This window comes from Amycolatopsis sp. NPDC051373, from assembly GCF_040689465.1.
Classification (GTDB): domain Bacteria; phylum Actinomycetota; class Actinomycetes; order Mycobacteriales; family Pseudonocardiaceae; genus Amycolatopsis.
In genome coordinates this window covers 107,259-128,216 of sequence record NZ_JBFBAE010000028.1, presented here as the reverse complement: position 1 = coordinate 128,216, position 20,958 = coordinate 107,259, and the positions used below count along the sequence as shown (strand labels likewise).

The window sequence follows — 20,958 nt, the reverse complement described above, 5'->3', positions numbered from 1 at the left end:
ACGACGAGGAGAGCTAGGGTTGTACGGGTGTCCACCGCACGCGCCGAACGGCTGGTCAACCTCGTGCTCGCCCTGCTGTCCACCCGGCAGTACCTCACCGCCGAGCGGATTCGCGGAATCGTGCCCGGGTACGCCGACGCGGCCAGCGACGAGGCCTTCTTCCGCACGTTCGAACGCGACAAAACGGAGCTGCGGGAGCTCGGCATCCCCCTGGAGACCGGCCGCAACTCCGCGTTCGACCCCGTCGAGGGCTACCGCATCGCCCGCCGCGACTACGAGCTCGGTGAGATCGACCTGGCCCCCGACGAAGCGGCCGCCGTCGGCCTCGCCGTGCGCCTGTGGGACTCGCCCGAGCTGACCGGGCAGGCCCAGGGCGCGCTCGTGAAGCTGCGCGCTGCCGGCGTCGAGGTCGACGACCAGGCGCCCACCGTGATCGAACCCCGCGTGCGCGCCGAGCCGGCGTTCGGGCCGCTGCTCGCCGCCGTGCAGAGCGGCCAGGCCGTGCGCTTCGAGTACCGCCGCGTCGGCTCCCCGGAACGCCGCATGCGTGAGCTCGAACCGTGGGGAGTCGTGTCCTGGCGCGCTCGCTGGTACGTCGTCGGGCACGACCGCGACCGCGGTGCGACCCGCTGCTTCCGGCTCTCCCGCGTCACCGGCAAAGTGACCCCTATCGGCGAGCCCGGCGCGGTGACGCGGCCCGAGGGTGTGAACCTGCTGCAGCTCGTGTCCGTCACCGGCGGCAGCGAGGAATCCAGCCCCGTCACCACCGCCCGCCTCTGGGTCGCGGACGGGCGCGCCGCCGGCGTGCGCCGCCGCGGCGAGGTCGTCGGCCGCGACACGATCGACGGCGAGGAGGGCGACCTCATCGAGATCGGCCTGTTCTTCCCCGAGTCGGCCGCCGACTGGATCGCCGCCCAGGGACCCGACGTGCTCGTGCTCGAACCCGACGTGCTCGCCAAATCCGTGCAGCACCGCCTCGAAGCCGTCCTCGCCCGCGCCGAGCAGGGGAGCGGCCGATGAGCGGCTCCACCGAACGCATGCCGCGCCTGCTCGCGCTCGTGCCCTACCTGCTCGCGCGCCCCGGCGTGCGCGTCGACGAGGCCGCCCACGACTTCGACGTCACGCCGCGCCAGCTGCGCAAGGACCTCGAACTGCTGTGGATGTGCGGCCTGCCCGGCTACGGCCCGGGCGACCTGATCGACCTCTCCTTCGAAGGCGACACCATCGTCGTCACCCACGACGCCGGCATGAGCCGCCCCCTGCGCCTCACCGGCGGCGAGGCCACCGCGCTGCTCGTGGCCCTGCGCGCGCTCGCCGACACCCCCGGCGTGGTCGACGGCGACGCCGTGCGCCGCTCGATCGCCAAGATCGAGGACGCCGCGGGCCAGGCCCAGCCGGCCGGTGTCGTGGTCGGCGGCGGCGTGCGCGAGGGCAAACGCGCCGCGAAGACCCGCGAGGAGGTCGCGGCCGCGCTGCAGGCCGGGCGCGCCCTGCGGATGCGGTACTACACCGCGTCCAAGGACCAGATCACCGAACGCACCGTGGACCCGATGCGGCTGCTCATCGTGCAGGCCGTCGGCTACCTCGAAGCCTGGTGCCGCCGCGTCGAGGACGTCCGGCTGTTCCGCCTCGACCGCATCGACGAGCTGACCGTGCTCGACGAACCCGCCGCGCCCCCGGCCCACGCGCGGCCCACCGACCTGTCCGACGGCGTGTTCTCCGCGCGGCCCGACCAGTGCGAGGCCGAGCTCGTGCTCGACCCCGACGCGCGCTGGGTCGCGGAGTACTACCCGTGTGAAGAACTCGCCGAACTCGACGGTGGGCGGCTGCGCATCCGGATGCGCTATGCGGACGAGTCCTGGATGGTCCGTTTGGTCCTCGGACTCGCCGGAGACGCGCAGGTGGAGAGCCCCGTCACACTCGCTGACGCGGTTCGACGACGAGCGGCCGACGCGGTGGCCCGATCCCGTCACCTACCGTCAACCTACGGCCGTTAAGGTAACCCACGTGTCGTACTTGCCCACTTACGTAGTGCTCGCGGCGGGCCTGCTCGTCCTGATTCTCCTGGCAGTACGGACGATCAGAGTCTTGCGCCAGTTCCGCCGCACCCTGAGCATGGTGGCTACGAACACCCAGGACCGGACCGGACTCCTCCGCGCCCGGTCCGCAGCACTTCGCGTGGCCGTGGCGCAGCGCCGCGACGCACCGGAAACCAGTAACATCGGCAACGACTAAAGAAACAAGGAGGCCACCGCCATGAACGCGCTGCAGCCGTGGCACATCATCATCCTGGTGCTCGTCGTGGTTCTGCTGTTCGGGGCCAAGAGGCTTCCGGACGCCGCCCGCTCCATCGGCAAGTCCATGAAGATCTTCAAGGCCGAGACCAAGGACCTCACCGGCGAGCACAAGGACGAGGCCGAGCAGGTCGAGACCCGCCAGCTCCCGCAGGCCACCGCCCCGGCCCAGGACCAGCAGGTCGCCGACCTCCAGCGCCAGCTCGACGAGCTGAAGAAGCAGCAGGCGGCCGAGCAGCCGCAGAAGAACGCCAGCTGAGGCCCGACCACCCCACCCGGTCCCCGGTCCGCGGAGCGCGCTGAACACCCAGCGCGCTCCGGCGGGCTATGACGAGAACGGAACGACCAGTGGCGGAAGCCGCCAACGGCGCAGGCGCGCGCCCCAGCAACCGGCGCCGGCGCAGCCGCCGGAGAAACCCCGACGGCACGATGACACTCATCGAGCACGTCTACGAGTTCCGGCGCCGGCTCGGGTTCGCCCTGCTGTTCATCGTCATCGGCGGCATCTTCGGCTGGATCTGGTTCGAACAGCACCTCGGCCCGATCCCGTCGCTCGGCGACATCATGACCCACCCGTACTGCGCCATCCCCGCCGAACAGCGCTTCGGTGGCAACCAGGCCGGGTGCCGGCTGCTGCAGACGCAGCCGTTCGAGGTCTTCATGGTCCGCCTGAAGATCGGCGTCGCGGCCGGCGCGGTCCTGCTCTCGCCGTTCTGGCTGTACCAGTTCTGGGCGTTCATCGCTCCCGGGCTCTACACGAAGGAACGCAAGTACGCGCTCGTCTTCGTCGGCTTCGCCTCGGTGCTCTTCGCCGCCGGTGCCGTGCTGGCGTACTTCCTCGTGCCGCACGCGCTGGCGCTGCTGGCGGGCTTCGGCCAGGACCAGTTCGTGACCGCGTTGACCGCGGACAAGTACATCTCGTTCATCCTGTCGCTGCTGCTCATCTTCGGCGTCAGTTTCGAGCTCCCCTTGATCGTGGTGATGCTCAACCTCGTCGGGGTCGTCCGCTACCAGCAGCTCAAGCGGTGGCGTCGCGGCATCCTGTTCGCGCTGTTCGTGTTCGCCGCGTTCGCGACGCCGGGCTCCGACCCGTTCTCCATGCTCGGTCTCGCCGCCGCACTCACCGTGCTGTTCGAGATCGCCATCCAGATCACGCGTTTCCACGACCGCAAGCGCGACAAGATCCGCGAAGACGAGGGCTGGGACAAGCTCGACGACGACGAAGCCGCACCGTTCAACTACACGCCGAGCACCGTCGAGGAAGACGAGCCCGTGACCTCGCCGCGCAGCCAGTCGACCGACGACATCACGTAACCACCACCGCATGGGGCTCACCGCGGCGCTCGCCGTCCACCCGGCCTCCGGCCACGGAGCCGCGGCCCGGATCGCGGACGCCGTGGCCGCCCGGCTGCGCCTCGCCGTCGAAAGGCTCGACGTCCTCACCGCCACCAGCGTCGAGGAATCCCGAGCCCTCATGCGATCCGCGCACGCCGAGGGTCTCGACGTGCTCATCGTCCTCGGCGGCGACGGCGCCGCGCATCAAGGCGTGCAATTCTGCGCCGACCACGACGTCGCCCTCGGCCTCGTGCCCTCAGGAACCGGCAACGACTTCGCCCGCGCCCTCGGCACCCCACCCGACGCCCTCACAGCCGCAGACAAGCTCGCCGAAGCCCTGCGCGCCGGCACCCGCCGCACCCTCGACCTCGGCCGCCTCGGCGGCGCGGAAGGCAGCGGCGCGGGAGAGCAGGGCGCTTGGTTCGCCACGGTCCTGTGCTCCGGATTCGACGCCGCCGTCAACGCCCGCGCCAACAGCCTCCGCTGGCCCTCCGGCCCCCGCCGCTACGACGTCGCCATCCTCGCCGAGCTCGCTGCCTTCCGCCCCCGCCCCGTCACCCTCCACACCGACGAAGGCACCCTCGAGCTCGACGCCACGCTGATCGCCGTCGGCAACACCCCCTACTACGGCGGCGGCGTCCCCATCTGCCCCCAGGCCACGCCGGACGACGGGCTTTTCGACGTCACCGTGATCGGCGCCGCCGGCCGCCTGCAGCTGCTGCGCCTGCTGCCCGGCCTGCGAACCGGCGCGCACCTCGACCACCCCGCCGTCCGCACCCTGCGCACCCGGACACTGAGTATCGAAACCGGCATCGAAACCGGAACCGGCCCCGGATGGCCCGCCTACGCCGACGGCGAATCCCAGGGCACCACCCCCGTCACCGCCACCTGCGTGCCCGACGCGCTCACCGTCGTCGCCCCGTAACCGCACGGCCACACACCGGTCGGCACGCCGCGTGCGGACTGTCGGTGCCGTGTGGAACCCTGACGGGGTGGCCACTAGCCCTTCACCTTCCCCGGCCGAGGCCTACGCGGTCTCACGCCGCCGCGCCAAATACCCGCAGCTGACGCGTTTCGCCGGCGAGGTGTCGTTCGAGTTCGACGACTTCCAGGTCCGCGGCTGCGAGGCTCTCGAAGACGGCCACGGCGTGCTCGTGTGCGCACCCACCGGCGCCGGCAAGACCGTGGTCGGCGAGTTCGCCGTGCACCTGGCACTCGCCGAGGGCCGTAAATGCTTCTACACGACGCCCATCAAGGCGCTGTCCAACCAGAAGTACGCCGACCTCGTAGCCCACTACGGCAGCGACGCCGTCGGCCTGCTCACCGGCGACACCTCCATCAACGGCAACGCGCAGGTGGTCGTGATGACCACCGAGGTGCTGCGCAACATGCTCTACGCCGGCAGCTCCGCCATCCCCGAGCTCGGCTACGTCGTGATGGACGAGGTCCACTACCTCGCCGACCGCTTCCGCGGCGCCGTGTGGGAGGAAGTGATCCTCCACCTGCCCGAACACGTCCGCGTCGTCGGGCTCTCGGCCACCGTGAGCAACGCCGAGGAGTTCGGCGAATGGCTCGTCGAGGTCCGCGGCGACACCACCGTCGTCGTCGACGAGCACCGGCCCGTGCCGCTGTGGCAGCACATGCTCATCGGCAACCGCCTGATGGACCTGTTCGCCGGCCAGGACGAAGGCGACCCGAACGCCGAGCTGAGCATCAACCCCGGCCTGCTGCGCCGCGCCGAAGAGCTCGGCCGCTTCGCCCCCGCCTCGATGCGCGGCAACCGCGGAGGCCGCCGCGGCGCACCCCGCCCGCAACGGTTCCGCCCGCCCTCACGCGTCGACGTCGTGGAGCGCCTCGACACGGCCGGGCTGCTGCCCGCGATCGTGTTCATCTTCTCCCGCGCCGGCTGCGACGCCGCCGTCGCGCAGTGCGTGCGCTCCGGCCTGCGGCTCAACGGGCCCGAGCAGGTCGAGGAGATCCGCCGCATCGTCGCCGAGCGCACCGCCGACCTGCCCGAGGGCGACCTGAGCGTCCTCGGTTTCTGGGAATGGCGCGAAGCGCTGGAACGCGGCTTCGCCGGCCACCACGCGGGCCTGCTGCCCGCGTTCAAGGAGACCGTCGAGGAACTGTTCCTGCGCGGCCTGGTCAAGGCCGTGTTCGCCACCGAGACCCTCGCGCTGGGTATCAACATGCCCGCGCGCACTGTGGTGCTGGAACGGCTGGTCAAGTACAACGGCGAAGCCCACGTCGACCTCACCCCGGGCGAGTACACGCAGCTGACCGGCCGCGCCGGGCGCCGCGGTATCGACGTCGAGGGCCACGCCGTCGTCGCGTGGCAGCCCGGCGTCGACCCGAAGCAGGTCGCCGGCCTCGCCTCCACGCGTACGTATCCGCTGCGCTCGTCGTTCCGGCCCGGCTACAACATGGCCGTCAACCTCGTCGCCCAGGTCGGCGCAGACTCCGCGCGCGAGCTGCTGGAACAGTCGTTCGCCCAGTTCCAGGCCGACCGGTCCGTGGTCGGCACCTCGCGGCGCATCGACCGCAACAAGGAAGCCCTCGTCGGCTACGCCCGCGCGGTGACCGGAGAGTTCGACGAGATGCTCGAATACGTCGAGCTGCGCGCCAAGATCTCCGCCCGCGAGAAGACGCTCTCCCGGCAGAACACCGCCACCCGCCGCGCCGGCACCGCGGAATCGCTGGAGAAGCTGCGCAAGGGCGACGTCATCGCCGTGCCCGCCGGGCGCCGCGCCGGGCTGGCCGTGGTCGTCGACCCGGGCCTGGATCCGATCCGCGAGCCGCGGCCCGTGGTCGTCACCGAGGACCGCTGGTCCGGGCCGCTTTCGGTCGCCGACTTCCCGGCCCCGGTCGAGCCCCTCGGCCGCATCCGCCTGCCCAAGCACGTCGAACTGCGCTCACCCAAGACCCGCCGCGACATCGCGTCGGCCCTGCGCGACTCCGGCATCTCCCTGCCCGGGCGCCAGCGGCGCCGCACGAGCCAGGGCGATGATGCGGAGCTCAACGCCCTGCAGCGCGCCCTGCGCGCCCACCCCTGCCACGGTCTGGCCGAACGCGAGGCCAACCTGCGCTGGGTCGAGCGTTACCAGCGCCTGCAGGCCGAGACCGAGCAGCTCGAACGCAAGGTCGCCGCGACCACCCACTCGCTGGCCCGCGCGTTCGACCGGATCCTCGCGCTGCTCGGCGAACGCGGCTACCTCGGCCCCGGCACCGGCGAGGACCGCGTCACCGAACACGGCCACCGCCTCGCGCGTCTCTACAGCGAGTCCGACCTGCTGGCCGCCGAGTGCATCCGCCATGGCGTGTGGGAAGGCCTCGGCGCGGCCGAGCTCGCCGCCGTCGTGTCCACGCTCGTGTTCGAGGCCCGCCGCGATATGGCGGGGGAGCCGCGCCTGCCCGGCGGCTCCGTGCCCAAGGCCTGGGAAGAGACCACCAAGCTGTGGGTCGACCTCACCGAGGACGAACGCCGCCACCACCTCGACCGCACCCGCGAACCCGACGCCGGTTTCGCGTGGCCGGTCTACCGGTGGGCCCGCGGCGAATCGCTCGAGAAGGTCCTCACCGCCGCCGAGACCAACGGCCAGGAACTGTCCGCCGGCGACTTCGTCCGCTGGTCACGCCAGGTGATCGACCTGCTCGACCAGATCCGCGACGTCCTCGGCAAAGCCGACCCGGTCGGCGCCGCCGCCGCGGAAGCCGTGCGCGCACTGCGCCGCGGCGTCGTCGCGGCCGGCGGGGCATGACTGTTTTGCCGGAAGCGCGCGCCTCGGCCGCAGGGCGTTCGCGGGCAGGTCGAGGTCACCGCTCGGACAGGGTGCGCGTGGACGCGTGTGCTCGGCCCCGACCTGTGGTTGGATCGCGCTCGACACCGTGGGCAGCGACTCCTCCCGAGGAGGTCACTGCCACAGGCAATCAAGGCGGAGGCGAACGATGAGCACGCCGTATGGCGGCAACGACCCGCAGCAGCAGCCCCAGTACGGGCAGCAGCCGCAATACGGGCAACAGCCGGGCGGCGCCTACCCGCCGAGCGGGCCGCAGGAGCAGCAACAGCAGCCCTACAACCCGCAGCAGTACGGCCAGCAGCCCCAGCAGCCCTTCGACTCGCAGCCGACGCAGTGGGTCCAGCCGCAGCAGCAGCCCCAGTACGGCCAGCAGCCCGGCGGCTACCCCCAGCAGCAGCCACCGCAGTCGCCGCAGCAACCGCAGTGGGGCCAGCAGCCGCCCCCGCAGCAGTACGGCCAGCCCTACGACCCGAACCGGCAGCAGCCGCCCCAGCAGTACGGGCAGCAGCCCGGCGGCGGGTACCCGCAGAGCGGCCCGCAGCAGCAGCCGCTGTACGGCCAGCCGCAGACCGGCCCGCAGGCTCAACAGCCCTACGGCCAGCCCGCCGGCAACCAGTACGACTACGGCCAGGCGACCGCCCTCGCGCAGACCGTCGGCGACACCGGTGACGAACCGAAGTCGAAGCGCGGCCTGTTCATCGGCATCGGCGCGCTCATCGTGGTGGTGGCCGTGGTCGCGATCCTCGGGTTCGTCGCCCCCGGCTTCTTCAAGACCGAGGTCTTCAACAACACCCAGATGCAGACCGACGTCGCGAAGCTGCTCACCGACACCTACAAGATCGAAGGCGTCACCGGCGTCACCTGCCCGGCCGAGCAGAAGGTCGAGGACGGTGCAAAGTTCGAGTGCACCGCGACCATCAACGGCAAGCCGCAGCAGGTGCCGATCACCGTCAAGGGCAGCGACGGCAACTACGAGGTCTCGCCGCCTGCCGCCCCATGATCACCGCGGTGATCCACTCTGAAAAGTGAAGCCGGGTAAATCGGTGGCCCGCACCCCGCTGGCCACAGGATGATCGCGGCATGAGCGACCACACCGTACGACTCCTGTCCTCCGCCGACGAGCAGCGCGCGGCCTGGAACCTGTTCCGGTCCGCGCTGCACGTCAAGGCCGGCAGCGACGAGGAGTGGGAGCGGATCGGCGAGGCTCTGCAGGAGTCGCGCGTGTTCGCCGCGTTCGACCCGGAGCTGATCGGCACCGTGCGCGCCGCCGACCACGAGGTCGTCCTCCCCGGCGGCGCGCGCGTGCCGCTCGCGGCCGTGACCGGCGTCGGCGTGCGCGCCGGCCGCACCCGCCGCGGCGTGCTCAGCGCCCTACAGGCCGCGCAGCTGCAGGACTTCGCCGAACGCGACGTGGTGCTGGCGTCCCTGCACGCCACCGAAGGCGCGATCTACGGCCGGTACGGCTACGGCGTCGCGACCCTCAGCCGCAACCTCGTCGTCGACCGCCGCCACGCGCGGCTGCGCCCGGAAGCACCGTCCGGCGGCGAGGTCAGCGTGTTCGGCCTCGAGCAGGCCCTGCTGCACTGGCCCGACCTCTACGCCGCCACCGGCACCGCCCGGCCCGGCATGATCACGCGGCCCGCGCACTACTGGCCCATGAACGAGAACCAGGCCCGCCGCTCGGACAGCCCCGTCGAGACCGCGGTGCACCGCGGCCCGGACGGCGTCGACGGCTACCTCGTCTACCACGTCGAACGCGGCGAGGGCGACCGGCAGAAACTCACGGTCTTCGAGTTCCACTACACCAACCCCGCCGCGTTTGCTGGCCTGTGGCGGTTCCTGCTGTCGGTGGACCTCGTCGACGACATCTCCGTGATCGCCCGCCCCGTGGACGAACCCGTCGAACTGCTCTTCACCGACGCGCGCGCGGTGAAGGTCAAGGCCGTCGAGGACGAAACGTGGCTGCGCGTGATCGACGCGCCCGCCGCACTCGCCGCCCGCACCTACGGCGAGGCCGAACCGGTCGTCCTCGAAGTGACCGACCCGCTGTTGCCCGCCAACGACGGTCGCTACCGCATCAGCCCCGACGGCGCCGAACGCACCGACGCCGACGCGGACCTGCGCCTCGACGTCACCTCGCTCGCGATGCTCTACTTCGGAGCGTGGCACGCCTCGGCCCTGGCCGACACCGGCCGTGTCGAAGTCCTGGACGACGCCGCGGTGTCGCACGTGGACACCTTGTTCGGCACGCGCCGCGCGTCATGGTGCGGTACTTTCTTCTGACCTTGACCAAGGGCCCGTAACGGGCATCGGGGGACAGGAGCGGGAATGCGCGCCGTGCTGGTGCTGGGTCTGTGCGGCCTGGGAATGCTGCTCGCCACCGGCTGTTCGACCAAAGCCGACCCGGTGACGTCCGTCAAGACCGTCACGGTCACGCCCTCCGCCACCACGCCTGCAGAGACGTCGGCGGGCGCGACGCCGGCGTCGGCCACCGGGCCCGGGCGGGTGTTCGACGCGAAAGCCATGGACGCCGCCGTCGCCAAGATCCTCGCCGACACCTACAAGCTCGACGGCGTCGGCGAGGTCAGGTGCCCCGACCGCCAGGCCGTGACCGACGGCTCCACGTTCCAGTGCGTGGTCGACCTCGCGGGCGAGGAGAAACACGTGCCCATCACGGTCACCGGCACCGCGGGCGACTACCGCGTCGACGCCCCGAAGTAGCGCGCCGGGGGAAAACGCGTGGCACCCGCGCCGCGGGCTTGGTTGGATCGCGGCATGACCGACTTCGTGGTACGCCCGATCACCGACGACGAGCGCCGGCCCACCTTGGACCTGCTCGGGCAAGCACTGCACAGCCCCCTGCTCTCGGACGAGGCGTGGGCGCAGATCGGCGATTCCTGGGCCGCGCCCGGCAAGTTCGCCGCGTTCGCCGACGACCGTCCGATCGGGATCACCAGCGGTTTCGACACCACGATCGCCGTCCCCGGCGGCGCGCTCCTGCCCGCGACGGCGGTCGACGGTGTCGGCGTGCGCGCCGACTGGACCCGCCGCGGCGTCGTCACCGCGTTGATGAGCGCGCAGCTCAACGACCTCGCCGAACGCGGCACCACGCTCGCGTGCCTGCACGCCAGCGAAGCTGTGATCTACGGCCGCTTCGGCTACGGCATCGCCACGTCCGGCGCCACCGTCCGCGTCGACCACCCCGCGCGGCTGCGCGAAGGCGCCGAGGCCGGTGGCGCCGTCCGGTTGCTCGACACCGAGGAGGCCCGCGCGCAGCTTCCCGCGCTGTACCAACGGATCGGGCTGCACCGGCCGGGCATGATCGCCCGCCCCGACGTCTGGTGGCCCATCGCCCTCAACCGCCGCCTCAGCCGCGAAGACGGGTACCGCGTGGCTGTCCACACCGGACCGAACGGTGAGGACGACGCGTTCGCGATGTTCAAGAGCGTGGACCAGTCCACCGCCGCCGAACCCGAACGCGGCCCGCTGCTGGAGGTCCGCGACCTGCACGGCACGAACCCGGAGGCGATCGCCGCGCTGTGGCGGTTCCTGCTCTCGATCGACCTCGTCGCCACCGTGAGCTCCCGCTTCCGCCCGCTCGACGAACCCCTCTCCGTGCTGCTCGCCGACCCGCGCCGTGCCCGCACCACCGAGGTGGAAGACGACCTGTGGCTGCGGCTGGTCGACGTCGCCGGCGCGCTCGCCGCTCGCACCTACGGCTCGGGCGAACCCGTCGTGTTCGAAGTGGACGATCGGCTGCTGCCGGCCAACCGCGGCCGCTACCGCGTCGGCCCCGACGGCGCCGAACGCACCGACGCCGACGCGGACCTGCGCCTCGACGCCGACAGCCTCGCCATGCTCTACCTCGGCGAGTGGCGCGCCTCGACGCTCGCGCAAGCCGGCCGGATCACCGCGGTCGACCCGGCGGCGCTCGGCCGTGCCGACACCCTGTTCGCCACCGACACGCGGCCGTGGTGCGGCACGTACTTCTGAGCCGCGCTCACGCCTTCGGCAGCGCCGCCAGGAGCCGTTCGACCGAGCGGCCCAGGTTCCACTGCTCGGCCAGCTCCGCGACCCGGTCCGGGTCCGCGGGGCTCGTCGGCACGGCGTCCGGCCCGGACTGCACCACCGGCGCGTCGACGGCGACCCGCACCACAGTGGGGGCCACGGCGAGGTAGTCGGCCGCGTCCTTGAGCCGCAGCCGGGTCTTCAGCGGCAACCGCGAGTCGCCCGACTGCGAGGCCGAGATCAGCTCCTCCAGCGACCCGAACTGCGTGATGAGCTTCGCCGCGGTCTTCTCGCCGATACCGGCCACGCCGGGCAGCCCGTCGGACGGGTCACCCCGCAACGCGGACATGTCGGCGTAGGCCGGACCCGCGTGGCCGGCCGGCACGCCGTAGCGCTCGGCGATCTCGGCCTGCCCCAGCACCTCGGCCTTCGCCCAGCCCTTGCCCACGTACACGACCGAGGTCGGCGTCGGCGTCGCGCGTACGAGCTGGAACAGGTCGCGATCGCCGGTGATGACCTCGACCGGCGCGTCCTGCTCGTGGGTGGCCAGCGCGCCGATCACGTCGTCGGCCTCGTAGCCCGCCGCCTCGGCCGTGGCGAACCCGAACGCGGCCAGCACGTCGAGGATCACCGGCACCTGCGGCGTGAGCGTGTCGGGCACCTCCTCCACGTCGGCCTCGCCCTCGCCGTGCCCCGGCACCGCGACCCTGTGTGCCTTGTAACTGGGCAGCAGGTCGGTGCGGAACTTCGGCCGCCAGTCCGCGTCCAGGCACGCCACCAGCCGCGACGGGCGTCGGTCGGTGAGGATGCGCGCCAGCGTGTCGGTGAACCCGCGCACGGCGTTGACCGGCGTCCCGTCGGGCGCGGTCATCGAGTCGGGCAGCGCGTAGTACGAGCGGAAGTACAGGCTCGCGGAGTCGAGGAGGGCGAGTGGTCCGGTCACGCGCCCAGCCTGCCACGTCTGCCCGCGCAGTACCGCGCCTGACGCGCCGCCCGGTTTCCACCGCCCCGTCCCGGGTACCCCTGATCGACACCGTGGGAAAGGGGAGTGGGAGTGCGCGTACTGGTCACCGGGGCGTCCGGTTTCGTCGGGAGCCGCGTCGCCGAGGCACTGGCCGCCGACGGGCACGACGTGCGCGCGATGACCCGCAACCCGGCCGCCTACACGGGCGCGGGCACCGCGGTGCACGGCGACGTCGAGGACTCCCGCTCGCTCGAGATGGCGTTGCGGGGCACCGACGCCGCCTACTACCTCGTGCACGCCCTCGACGCTCGTGACTTCGAACGCCGCGACTCCGCGGCGGCCCGCGCGTTCGCCCTCGCCGCGCGCACCGCCGGGACCGGCCGCATCGTCTACCTCGGCGGCCTCGGCGACGACTCCGACGACCTGTCCGCCCACCTGCGCAGCCGCCGCCAAGTCGAGTACCTGCTCGCCGGCACCGGTGTGCCCGTGACCGTGCTGCGCGCCGGCATCGTGATCGGCCACGGCGGCATCTCGTGGGAGATCACCCGCCAGCTTGTGGAGCACCTGCCCGCGATGGTCACCCCGCGCTGGGCCGCCACCCGCGCCCAGCCGATCGCGATCGCCGACGTCGTGCGCTACCTCGTAGGCGTGCTCGACTCGCAGGCCGCGGAAGGCCGGACGTTCGAGATCGGCGGCAGCGAACAGCTGGCCTACCTGGACATGCTGAGGCGGCTGGCGCGGATCGAGGGCCGCAGGCCGCTGATCGTGCCCGTGCCGCTGCTCTCGCCGCGGCTCTCGTCGTACTGGCTCGCGCTGGTGACCGACGTCGACGTGGCCACCGGCCGCACGCTCATCGACTCCATGGCCAACGAGGTGGTCGTGCGCGACCCCGCGATCCGCGACGTCGTACCGTTCGAACCCATGGACTACGACTCCGCGGCCCTGGCGGCGCTGGCCGAACGCGCGCGGGCGGCGTGATGCGGCGCTCGCTGCTCGGGCTGGTCACCGCGGCCGGTACCGGATTGCTCGGCCGGTCGCTCTCCACGCCTCCCGGTTCAGCCCGCTTCCACGGGCGCACGGGAGCCGTCGCCGCCACCTGGGCCGCGGGCGGGCTCGCCGCGGGACCACCGCCGCGCGGCACCTCGCGCCACCCCGTCGCGGGGCCCGTGGCGGTCGCCGTCGGCGCGTTCGGCGTGTTCTACGGCTGTGCGCTGGTGGCCCGCCGCATCCCGCCGTTGTCACGGGCGATCGCGGGGGTGCTCGCCTACGCCGATCGCGGTTCGGGTCCGGCCGTCTACGCGACGACGCTGATCACCGGCGCCGCCGAGGAAGTCTTCTTCCGCGGCGCCCTGCAAGGCTCGGTGACGCGCGCGCCGGTGGCGACCTCGACGGCGGTCTACGCACTGTCCACCGTGGCCACTCGCAACCCGGCCCTCGTGCTGGCGTCGATCGTGATGGGGACGCTGTTCGGGCTGCAACGGCGTGCCACGGGCGGCATTCAGGCGCCGCTGCTGACCCATGTGGTCTGGTCCTCGTTGATGCTCACGGCGTTGCCGCCGCTGTTCGAAACTCCGGCCCCGCCCGGGTGACGGGCCCCTCGGCGCGCCGGTACTAGGCTCAGCCGCATGTCGCGCCGATCCCTCCACACGCCCGCCCCGGACGCCGCCGCGCTCCGCGCCCGCCTCGACCGCGCAGCGAAGGCGGCCGCCGCCGCGGACACCGACGCCCTGCTCATCGCCCCCGGCTCCGACCTGCGCTACCTGCTCGGCCAGGCGGGCGGCTCCTTCGAGCGCCTCACCACGCTCGTGGTGCCCGCCGACGGCGTGCCCGCGCTCGTCGTGCCCAAGCTGGAGGCCCCCGGCTACGCCGACGTGCCCACCGCCGAGCTCGGCGTCGAGGTCCTCACCTGGGTCGACGGCGACGACGCCTACCGGCTGGTGGCCGACCGGCTCGGCAAGGCCCGCCGCGTCGCCGTCAGCGACTTCACCCCGGCCCTGCACGTGCTCGCCCTGCGCACCGCCCTTGGTGACGCCGAGCAGACCCTGGCCGGTCCCGTCGTGCGCGAGCTGCGGATGCGCAAGGACGCCGCCGAGATCGCCGCGCTGCGCGCCGCGGGTGCCGCCATCGACCGCGTGCACGCCCGCGTGGGCGAGTGGCTGCGCGCCGGGCGCACCGAGGCCGAGGTGGGCGCCGACATCGCCGCCGCCATCGTCGAGGAGGGCCACACGGTGGCCGACTTCGTGATCGTCGGCTCCGGCCCCAACGGTGCCAGCCCCCACCACGACGTCTCCGATCGCGTGATCGAACGCGGCGACGTGGTCGTCGTCGACATCGGCGGCCCGGTGCCCGAGGGCTACAACTCCGACTCCACCCGCACCTACGCCGTCGGCGAACCGCGCGACGCCGACGTCGCCCCGACCTACGCCGTGCTGCAGCAGGCCCAGCAGGCCGCGGTCGACGCCGTGCGCCCCGGCGCCACGGCCGAGTCCATCGACGCCGCCGCGCGCGACGTGATCGACGCCGCGGGCTTCGGCGAGTTCTTCATCCACCGCACCGGCCACGGCATCGGCCTCGACGTGCACGAGGAGCCCTACATCATCGCGGGCAACACGCTGCCGCTGGAGCCGGGCATGGCGTTCAGCGTCGAGCCGGGCATCTACCAGCCGGGCCGCTGGGGCGCCCGCATCGAGGACATCGTCGTGGTCACCGAGACCGGCGTCGAGGCCGTGAACACGCGGCCGCACGACCTCGTCGTGCTCGAAGCATGAGCGGCCCCCTCGAGCCGCTCGACCAGGCCATCGTGCAGGAGCTCGCCGCCGACGGTCGGCGCAGCTTCACCGACCTCGCCGAACGCGTGGGCCTGTCGGTGTCGGCCGTGCACCAGCGCGTGCGGAGGCTGGAGCAGCGCGGCGTGATCCTCGGCTACACCGCCCGTCTCGACGGCGAGCAGATCGGCCTCCCGCTCACCGCGCTGATCTCGCTGACCCCCAACGACCCGGCCGCCCCCGACGACTACCCGCAACGCATCCAGCACATCACGGAGATCGAGTCCTGCTACTCGGTCGCGGGGGACGAGTCGTACATCCTGCTGGTGCGCGTCGCTTCGCCGCTGGGGCTGGAGGATCTGCTGCGGCGGATCCGGGAGGCGGCGAAGGTGTCGACTCGGACGACGGTGGTGCTGTCGACGCCGTTCGAAGGGCGTTCGCCGACGTTGTGACTTCCGGCGGGTGGTGGCTTCCCGTGGGGAGAGCACCACCCGCCGCTACACCACGGTCGAGCGCACCGTCGCCGGCAACCGTTCGGGGTGCGTGTCGCCGAGCCGGTCGAGGATCCGGCCGGCCTCGGCATCGGGATCACCCTGGGGATCGCAGCCGAACTGGAGGTATTGCCGGCCCCCGGGGCCGACGACGGAGATCTCCACTTCGCCGTCGGCCCCGATCGTCCAGCCCCGCCCGCCGAGCAACCCGAACCCCCACTGCCCGAGCACCCCGGGCCGGTCGTCCAGCACCGACACCACGTGCCGCGCCACCCGCCTCGGCACGTCCTCCCACCACCGGTCGACGTCCGCGCGGATCAGCTCCTCGAAGTACTGCCCGGGATCGAACCGCACCACCTCCGGCGGCGGCAGCCCCTCCCACCGCCGGACCTGCCAGTCCGCCCACACCACCGCGTCGTGCGGCGGGCCCCAGCCCGCGTTCTCCCGCTCGACCAGCACGGAGATCGCCACCGGATCCTCGGCCCGCGAGCCTCGCCACAGCGGCGCCCGCGGCCGCTCGTCGAACAGCTCCAGGCCCACGTCGGGTGGACGCAGCGGGCTGCGCCGCCCGAGCAGCACATCCGGATCCATTCCCCGGCCGTAGTCACCGCGCACCGCGTGCGCGACCAGGTCGAGCCCGAGGATCCGCCCGTCCACCAGCGGTACGACCTGCGGCGTCCGGACCCCGTCGACCTCGTCGACCCGTACCTCCAGCCGCAGCCGCGCGTATCCCGTGTCCGTCATCCGCGCCAGCATGGCAGGCCGCGAACCCGCTCACCGGCCGGCGAGTACCGCCACACCGGATCGGGCGACTTCCGGAGCCGGCCCGGGCCGCACCGCGGCACCCGGCGCCCAGTAGGCGCAGTCGTGCCAGTTGTCCTGGGCCGGCTCGGTGTAGATCGTGGCGATGTCGCCGGTGGCCTCGTTGTAGACCACGTGGGCGCGCTGCTCCGTGCCTCGGAACTGCAGGATGTTCTGCTTGTTGCCCGGACCCGACGCGGGCCTCGGAAATCCGTAGCTCACCGTGCGGTCGGCGCACCGCATGAACCCTTCCGGATCCGAGTAGGGATCGTGCTGCTCCCCGCCCGGGCGCGGGTCCTCGAGCATGTGCTTGAGCGAGCTGCACCGGCACTGCCGCTTCTCGCCGGAGCTGACGTTGATCCCGCCCATGAGCAGGAAGCCGTCGTCCACCTGCCGGCTGGTGCACTGGTCCATCCGCTGCGTCAGCTTCACCGGATCGAAGTCGAACCCCGGGATGGGGTCCGCGAGCGCCGCCGGTACGGCCACTGCCGCCGAAGCGATGGTCAGAACGAAAACCGCCGCGGAAATCCGGGCGGAGCGAATCCTTGCCGTTCGCGTTTCCATGGTCTCGAACCCTGTGTGATCGCGAAAACCCTCCGCGGCCGAGCCTAAGATCATTTTCGGAGCCGCAGGAACAGCCCGGCGTGAACCACCGCTGTGGGTGGCCTGGGCCGCGGGCTGAGGAGTCGTGCGTCGCTCGTGTTGCGGTGGGTTCACCACCGCTGTCCCGGACGGCCGAAATCCGGTGGCGGTCACTCGTGCACAGGTGCCATGCTGCGGCCCCGCGTATCGGCTCTCCGAAAGGCTTCTCGTGACACTCGGCATGGTGCTCGGCGATCACTCCTCGCGCACTTCGGCGCCGAGGCGATAGCCGGACCTTTCCCACGTCTCGAGCCCCGGCCTGGTCCAGGGGTTCCTCGCTCGCGCCCCGAAGTGCTCGCCGTGTACCCGCACGTCCGATCACGAGGAGCCCGAGATGCCCCCGTTCCCGCCCCCGTCGCGACTCGTCCCCGTCGACGACCGCTGCAACGCCGCCACCGCCTGCGACCTGGCCCGTTCCGGCGTGGCCCTGCTGTGGCGTGGTGACTTCCCCCAGGCTCGCCGGCTGCTGGCGGCCATGGGCCGCCGGCTGGACCGGCGAACCCCGCACCCCGTCGCCGACCCGGCCGAGGCTTTCCGCGAGCATCGCCGGGCGCGCCGGAACCGCGCCCGCGTACTGGGGCAGGTGCTCGTCGCCGTGGACGCCGAATACCGCCTCGACGTGCGGCGCGCTCCGGACGTCCGGAAGGCGTGCCGCCAGGCGTACGGGGCCGCGACCGGCCCTGGTGTGCTCGCCCTGCGTGAGCTGCTCGGCGTGCGAGGCGTGCACCAGTGGCGCGAGCGCGGCGTCTTCGTCCCGGCTCTCGGCGGCCGCGTCCATCCCCACTACGGGGTGTTCTCGCCGACCCGAAGCGAGTACGTCGACCTCGTGGCCCAGGCACCCCTGCCCGCACTGACGCGCACCGCGTTCGACCTCGGCACGGGCACCGGGGTCCTCGCCGCCGTGCTGGCGCGCCGCGGCATCGCCCGCGTCACGGCCACCGACAGCAATCCGCGTGCCCTCGCGTGCGCCCGCGACAACGCCACCCGGCTGGGCCTCACCGCCCGGATCCAGGTGCCCGAACCCTGCCTGTACCCGGAGGGGCGAGCCGATCTCGTGGTCTGCAACCCGCCGTGGCTGCCCGCGCATCCGGTGTCCGACCTGGAGAAAGGCGTCTACGATCCCGACAGCCGCATGCTGCGGGGTTTCCTCACCGGCCTGACCGCCCATCTCGAACCCGGCGGGGAAGGCTGGCTCGTCCTCTCGGACCTGGCCGAGCGCGTCGGACTCCGAACCCGCGCCGAACTCGTGGACCTCGTCGGCGCCGCCGGCCTACGCGTAGCCGGCCGCATCGACACGACACCGCGGCACCCGAAGGCGGCGGCCACCGAAGACCCCCTTCACGCCGCCCGTGCCGGGGAGGTGACGTCGCTGTGGCGCCTCCAAGCCCGACCGCTGGTACGATAAAAGGTATGGCAACACGTAAGGTCACCCTTTCTCTCGACAGTGGTGCGCTCGAGTTCGCCGAACGAGCTGCGAAAGCGCACGGGATCTCGGTCTCGTCCTGGTTGTCCAAGGCGGCCCGGCGGGAGGCGGTGCGCACGGGCTACACCCCGCAGCAGGCGCCGACCGCGCCGGCGGCCGAGGCGGACGAGGTGGAACGGACGGCGGCGGAAAAGGACATGCGTGCGCAGGGGTGAAGTCTGGACGTACCATCCCCCGACCGAACCGGCCCGGGAACGCACCGTGGTGCTCCTGTCGTCGGACGGGGTGAACGAGTCCGAGCGGCCCTGGCTGCTCGGCACCGAACTGCTCGACCGCGACCCGCAGGACATCCTGGGCGTCGCGATCGACGCGCGGTACTGGGTGTCCACGCTCAACCTGACCCGGCTGTACCGGCCGTGGTTCGACGAGCGCATCGCCGAGATCGACCAGGAAGTGCAGGAACAGATCGACGTCGCACTGCGGGCCGCGCTCGACCTCTAGGGCCGCCGCTCAGCGGTTGGCGACCTCGGGCACGGCGTGGAGCTTGCCGTCAGGCCCGGACAGGCACGTGGCGTTGCCCTCGCGCCCGGCGAGGAATTCCGAGAGGCAGTCGGCGATCGCGGCGTGCCCCGCGGCGTTGGGGTGGAACGACTCCTGCAGCGCGTGCTGCGCCCGGTCCGCCTGGCCCAGATCACTCAGGTGCAGCGTCAGGCGCGTGAACCACTCCGAAGCCGGGTTCGCGCCGCCACTGCACGCCTCGTGGTGCTCACCCGCGCGCGCCAGGTCGAGGAACCGCGCGCCGGACTGCACGGCGGCCTGCTTCAGGCCCGCCGAGAGCGTGGTGATGCCCGTGGTCGAGATCCACTGCAGGTCGTCGGTGCGAAACGGGCAGCCGTCGAGGTTCTGCAACCCCGGCGGAACGTCTATGGCGACCGGCGCGGCGTAGGACTGCAGCACGAGCTGGTAGTCGGCCGGCACGTAACCCGCCTGGGCCAGGACCTTCTTCACATCGCCGACTGCGTTGACCACCTTCGGCACCATCGCGTCCACTTTGGACTGCCACGTCTTCTGCAGCGCCAGGTTGCACGACGGCGCGCTCACCGAGAACCAGGCCTTGAAGCACTCGGACACCTGCGTGGAGAACTTCGGGTCGTCGTTGGCGCCGATCGCGATCACCACGGCGGACACCCGGTGGTTCTTCACCACCGCGGCCAGCTGCTGCGCCTGCGACCGCTCGCCCCACTGCTTCACCCCGCCCAGCGACACCTGCTCCGCCGGCGCGCCCGAACACGCCAGGTTCACCCGCGCCGTGACGTCCGGAATGCGAACCTTCTGCACGAAGGCGTTGGCCGAGCGATGGCACCAATCGCCGTTGCGGCCGTCGGTGTCGGGGGTGTAGTCGCCGGCGCCCTCGCCGGACACGGTGCTGTCGCCGATCGCCACCACCGTCAGCGGGCCCGTGCCGGGCGGACCTTTGCGCGGCAGCGGCTGGCCGGGCTTGAGCCCGGGGCCGGAGAACACGAAGAAGCTCGCGAGCACAGCCACGCAGGCGAGGACCAGGGCTCCCCACCACCACCGGAATCGACGCATCGCCGCCCGAGTCTAGCGAGCGCGCCCGGGTCTGGGGTTTTCCCCGGTCCCGCGCTGGGACATCGGTCACCACCCGGAAGGGAGCGGATGCCGTGAACGGGCACGAGAAGGACGGACAGCGGCCGCACGAGGCCTTGACCCGCGACGCGGACAAGCGCGCCCCGGTACGCGGCCGACACCTGCTTCCAGGAGTCGCTCGAACCCCTGCGCGCCCTCACCGGCGACGTCGGGCGCTTCGCGAGCGCCCACGGGCTGCTGCTGCTCAAACCCGACGCGATCGCCGCCCGCCGAATCACGTCCACAATGGACTGGCTGGCCGAGAAAGGCTTCCGCGTCGTCGGCGCCCGCCGAGTGCCGCTCACCCGGTGACCCTGCGGGCGCTGTGGTACTTCCAATGGAACACGGCCACCCCCCCAGCTGCGTCGCATCGCCGACCACTGCGCCGACTCGCTGCTGCTGGTCGTCGCCCCCGCCGGGGACCAGGGCCCGCTCGCGGACCTGCCCGTGCCGGTCCGCCTCACCGAGCTCGTCGGCCCCGGCGACCCCCGCCGCGCGCGAACCGGGGCGGCTACGCACCGAACTCGGCCGCTACGCGCTGCTCAACCTCGTCCACTCCGCCGGCGACACCGCCGACATGCTGCGCGACCTCGGCATCTCCTGCACCCCGCGGCCGACCTGTACCCGATGACGGTCCGGGCGCCCGCCCGCTCGTGGCCCCGATGACGGCGGCGGCCTGGCGACGAGCCGCCCTGCACGCGGTCCGCCACGCGTAGCGCTCGGTGCGCCGGGGCTCGTGGCCGCTCCGAAGCCAGTTCTTCGCCTCGTACTCGCCGGCGATCGGCCGCGGT

At 72.3% G+C, this 20,958-nt stretch carries 22 protein-coding genes; 18 read left to right on the top strand and 4 right to left on the bottom strand.

What is annotated here, in order from left to right; translation table 11 throughout:
- Positions 1-27: 27 nt before the first annotated feature.
- From AB0383_RS39315 to AB0383_RS39265, 11 genes are all read left to right on the top strand, one after another.
- On the top strand, positions 28-1,020 hold the full coding sequence (locus AB0383_RS39315) for a WYL domain-containing protein (protein WP_366189994.1): 993 nt from the start codon (positions 28-30) through the stop codon (positions 1,018-1,020).
- Positions 1,017-1,997, top strand: coding sequence for a WYL domain-containing protein (locus AB0383_RS39310; protein WP_220240771.1), 981 nt, complete (start codon positions 1,017-1,019; stop codon positions 1,995-1,997). Before AB0383_RS39315 ends, AB0383_RS39310 begins: the two co-directional genes overlap by 4 nt.
- Positions 1,998-2,007: 10 nt before the next feature.
- A complete protein-coding gene (locus AB0383_RS39305) occupies positions 2,008-2,235 on the top strand; it encodes a bacteriophage holin (RefSeq protein WP_285966923.1) in 228 nt (75 codons plus the stop codon).
- Positions 2,236-2,256: 21 nt separating this feature from the next.
- Complete coding sequence (gene tatA / locus AB0383_RS39300) at positions 2,257-2,553, top strand: Sec-independent protein translocase subunit TatA (RefSeq protein ID WP_364180066.1); 297 nt, start codon at positions 2,257-2,259, stop codon at positions 2,551-2,553.
- An 89-nt stretch (positions 2,554-2,642) separates the two neighbouring features.
- Complete coding sequence (tatC, locus tag AB0383_RS39295; RefSeq protein ID WP_364180068.1) at positions 2,643-3,608, top strand: twin-arginine translocase subunit TatC; 966 nt, start codon at positions 2,643-2,645, stop codon at positions 3,606-3,608.
- A gap of 10 nt (positions 3,609-3,618) precedes the next feature.
- Positions 3,619-4,554 carry a YegS/Rv2252/BmrU family lipid kinase gene (locus tag AB0383_RS39290; RefSeq protein ID WP_366189993.1) on the top strand — a complete coding sequence of 312 codons (936 nt, stop codon included), beginning with the start codon at positions 3,619-3,621 and terminating at the stop codon, positions 4,552-4,554.
- A gap of 67 nt (positions 4,555-4,621) precedes the next feature.
- Complete coding sequence (locus AB0383_RS39285) at positions 4,622-7,387, top strand: DEAD/DEAH box helicase (RefSeq protein ID WP_364180072.1); 2,766 nt, start codon at positions 4,622-4,624, stop codon at positions 7,385-7,387.
- Between the two features lie 187 nt (positions 7,388-7,574).
- A complete protein-coding gene (locus tag AB0383_RS39280) occupies positions 7,575-8,426 on the top strand; it encodes a DUF4333 domain-containing protein (RefSeq protein WP_366189992.1) in 852 nt (283 codons plus the stop codon).
- Positions 8,427-8,506: 80 nt separating this feature from the next.
- On the top strand, positions 8,507-9,709 hold the full coding sequence (locus AB0383_RS39275) for a GNAT family N-acetyltransferase (protein WP_366189991.1): 1,203 nt from the start codon (positions 8,507-8,509) through the stop codon (positions 9,707-9,709).
- Between the two features lie 45 nt (positions 9,710-9,754).
- A complete protein-coding gene (locus AB0383_RS39270; RefSeq protein ID WP_366189990.1) occupies positions 9,755-10,147 on the top strand; it encodes a DUF4333 domain-containing protein in 393 nt (130 codons plus the stop codon).
- Positions 10,148-10,201: 54 nt separating this feature from the next.
- Complete coding sequence (locus tag AB0383_RS39265) at positions 10,202-11,419, top strand: GNAT family N-acetyltransferase (RefSeq protein WP_366189989.1); 1,218 nt, start codon at positions 10,202-10,204, stop codon at positions 11,417-11,419.
- Positions 11,420-11,426: 7 nt separating this feature from the next.
- Here AB0383_RS39265 and AB0383_RS39260 read toward each other — a convergent pair whose 3' ends face one another.
- On the bottom strand, positions 11,427-12,377 hold the full coding sequence (locus AB0383_RS39260; RefSeq protein ID WP_364180082.1) for a 5'-3' exonuclease: 951 nt from the start codon (positions 12,375-12,377) through the stop codon (positions 11,427-11,429).
- A gap of 111 nt (positions 12,378-12,488) precedes the next feature.
- Between AB0383_RS39260 and AB0383_RS39255 the strand changes: the two genes are divergently transcribed.
- The 4 genes from AB0383_RS39255 to AB0383_RS39240 are packed head-to-tail and all read left to right on the top strand — an operon-like array spanning position 12,489 to position 15,615.
- Positions 12,489-13,376 carry an NAD(P)H-binding protein gene (locus AB0383_RS39255; RefSeq protein ID WP_364180084.1) on the top strand — a complete coding sequence of 296 codons (888 nt, stop codon included), beginning with the start codon at positions 12,489-12,491 and terminating at the stop codon, positions 13,374-13,376.
- Entirely contained in the window at positions 13,376-13,987 is a 612-nt protein-coding gene (locus tag AB0383_RS39250) for a CPBP family intramembrane glutamic endopeptidase (protein ID WP_366189988.1), read from the top strand. The genes AB0383_RS39255 and AB0383_RS39250 overlap by 1 nt, the downstream gene beginning before the upstream one ends.
- A 36-nt stretch (positions 13,988-14,023) precedes the next feature.
- Positions 14,024-15,166 (top strand): Xaa-Pro peptidase family protein, encoded by a 1,143-nt coding sequence (locus AB0383_RS39245; RefSeq protein WP_366189987.1) that lies wholly within the window; start codon positions 14,024-14,026, stop codon positions 15,164-15,166.
- Positions 15,163-15,615 (top strand): Lrp/AsnC family transcriptional regulator, encoded by a 453-nt coding sequence (locus AB0383_RS39240; protein ID WP_009078207.1) that lies wholly within the window; start codon positions 15,163-15,165, stop codon positions 15,613-15,615. The genes AB0383_RS39245 and AB0383_RS39240 overlap by 4 nt, the downstream gene beginning before the upstream one ends.
- 45 nt (positions 15,616-15,660) lie before the next feature.
- Here the strand turns inward: AB0383_RS39240 and AB0383_RS39235 are convergent, their stop codons facing one another.
- Entirely contained in the window at positions 15,661-16,398 is a 738-nt protein-coding gene (locus tag AB0383_RS39235; protein WP_366189986.1) for a hypothetical protein, read from the bottom strand.
- 30 nt (positions 16,399-16,428) lie between these two features.
- Positions 16,429-16,941, bottom strand: a complete 513-nt coding sequence (locus AB0383_RS39230; protein WP_366189985.1) for a hypothetical protein — start codon at positions 16,939-16,941, stop codon at positions 16,429-16,431.
- 490 nt (positions 16,942-17,431) lie between these two features.
- Between AB0383_RS39230 and AB0383_RS39225 the strand changes: the two genes are divergently transcribed.
- The 3 genes from AB0383_RS39225 to AB0383_RS39215 are packed head-to-tail and all read left to right on the top strand — an operon-like array spanning position 17,432 to position 19,021.
- Positions 17,432-18,502: a class I SAM-dependent methyltransferase gene (locus tag AB0383_RS39225; RefSeq protein ID WP_366189984.1), complete on the top strand. Its 1,071-nt coding sequence runs from the start codon at positions 17,432-17,434 to the stop codon at positions 18,500-18,502.
- 5 nt (positions 18,503-18,507) lie between these two features.
- Positions 18,508-18,735, top strand: coding sequence for a hypothetical protein (locus AB0383_RS39220; RefSeq protein WP_360601484.1), 228 nt, complete (start codon positions 18,508-18,510; stop codon positions 18,733-18,735).
- Entirely contained in the window at positions 18,722-19,021 is a 300-nt protein-coding gene (locus AB0383_RS39215; RefSeq protein ID WP_360601482.1) for a hypothetical protein, read from the top strand. Before AB0383_RS39220 ends, AB0383_RS39215 begins: the two co-directional genes overlap by 14 nt.
- A 9-nt stretch (positions 19,022-19,030) precedes the next feature.
- Here AB0383_RS39215 and AB0383_RS39210 read toward each other — a convergent pair whose 3' ends face one another.
- Positions 19,031-20,110 carry a GDSL-type esterase/lipase family protein gene (locus AB0383_RS39210; protein ID WP_366189983.1) on the bottom strand — a complete coding sequence of 360 codons (1,080 nt, stop codon included), beginning with the start codon at positions 20,108-20,110 and terminating at the stop codon, positions 19,031-19,033.
- Between the last annotated feature and the right edge of the window lie 848 nt (positions 20,111-20,958).